The organism is Metabacillus rhizolycopersici (assembly GCF_020075705.1).
Genome location: NZ_JAIQUM010000195.1, coordinates 1 through 1,657, shown reverse-complemented (window position 1 = coordinate 1,657; position 1,657 = coordinate 1). Strand labels below are relative to the sequence as shown.

2 protein-coding genes are annotated in these 1,657 nt (G+C 30.2%); both read right to left on the bottom strand.

Annotated features, from left to right (window positions below; genetic code table 11):
* Window positions 1–57: 57 nt before the first annotated feature.
* Complete coding sequence (locus tag K9V48_RS27875) at window positions 58–639, bottom strand: YpmS family protein (protein WP_224142298.1); 582 nt, start codon at window positions 637–639, stop codon at window positions 58–60.
* Window positions 640–1,086: 447 nt separating this feature from the next.
* Window positions 1,087–1,425: a hypothetical protein gene (locus K9V48_RS27870; RefSeq protein ID WP_224142297.1), complete on the bottom strand. Its 339-nt coding sequence runs from the start codon at window positions 1,423–1,425 to the stop codon at window positions 1,087–1,089.
* Between the last annotated feature and the right edge of the window lie 232 nt (window positions 1,426–1,657).

Genomic DNA, 1,657 nt, shown 5'->3' with positions numbered 1-1,657 from the left:
TTCCTATTATCTACCTAATCCCAAAAATTATACCGATGAAGATGTTAAGTAATCCTATTATGTTGAACAACACGTCGTATCAAAGGTTAATTGTATATTATTCTTCTCTAAGTTGAATTTCTTTAATTTTACACGGAAATCTCTATTTATTTCTATCTCATGCAATGCTACATATACAAATTCTTCTTTGGCATTAATTTGCAACCATTGAGGCAGAGAAAATTTGTTATTAACATATTTTAAAAAGGGACGAACAGGAAAGTCCATTTTACCAACTGACATTGATTCCTGCTTTAGTAAAATATCTCCGTTTTCTTGAACTTCAGGCCTAAAATTCATGCTAATATCTAGCTCATTTCCAAATGCTTGAATGGTACCATATACTTCAACTTTATCAGTTAATCGTACTTCTAAGTTTAAAGGAAGGTCATTGATTTTGGTTTGTAAGTATTTATTAATCAACACATTTATATCCTCTTTTTTAACGAAAATGCTTAGCGATTCGCTTTCTTTCCATTCTTTTTGTAATATGGAATACTCTCTTTCTTTTGATGGTTGTAGAGCCAAAACCGTCCCAATAATCAAAAAGACCACATTAATTAATAAAAGACTAAAAAATAAACATTTCCACTTTTTCACCCTAATAACTCCTACTAACTTTTTAGTTTTTTTCAGCCAAGAGATCTCATAGGTTTTGAACTTACAGCAAGAATAATGTTTTTTTGTATAGAAAAATTATCGGTAATTCTTTAGATGTTAAAACATTGTATTAAAGTAAATATACAATCACCTAAATAGTTTAACGATTAAAACACAGGTGCTATACAACCTTTTTTTTAATTAAATGGCCTGTTTGTTGAAGATACAAACTTCTTCTAATATCTCCTAATTATAGTTTTACTTTTGACGCTAAGTTATGACACCTTTCAACACCTTGATAATTAAGTACTTTCAAAAGTGTGTCAAAACTTTTAAGAATTGGAACTTTAACGAAAAAGAAATCAGTGGAACAATTATTGATTAAACACACAAAAAAGAAGCACCTCACATCCGATGCTTCTTTTTTGAATAGCTAATGTTAGCTTTTTAAAGAGAATCTCGGATGGTATATTCCGGATTAATCAAAACAACATCCACTATGTAATGATAATTTTGTTGTAGGTGCGGCACGATCCGATCATGCACTTCCCTCACGATTTCACCATAAATGCTACGATTATTTTCATAAAAAACTTCTTCTACATCTTTCACAAAAAAAATCCACATTCGTCCATGCCCTTGGACTTCCAGGTTAATAAAATCTAAAAATATCGTCTTATGAAAGTATGTATTGTCCATATACTGAATCTCAAATCGCTTTTCCAACAAAGGTTTTTCTAGGGTTTCTGGATATTCTCTAAGCATTACTCCATTAATACTTTGCATTTTTGTCCTCCTTATCGTTCGATAAGCTAAATGTAATTCGGATTTTAAAATTCAGCAAAAGGATAAAATTGAGTTTTACAGATTAAAAATGACCTAATAACAGTTATATTAGAGTTAGTCTTAAAAGTGGACACGTCGAAATGAGAATAAAGATATAATATAGATAATTTAATTAAAGGACGTGTTCAAATGGGGAAGCACCATACTCGAGAGTATAAAGAATATGTATCAA

Excerpts from the sequence above, each read along its gene's own strand:
- K9V48_RS27870 (WP_224142297.1), bottom strand. The coding sequence starts at position 1,425 with ATGCAAAGTATTAATGGAGTAATGCTTAGAGAATATCCAGAAACCCTA.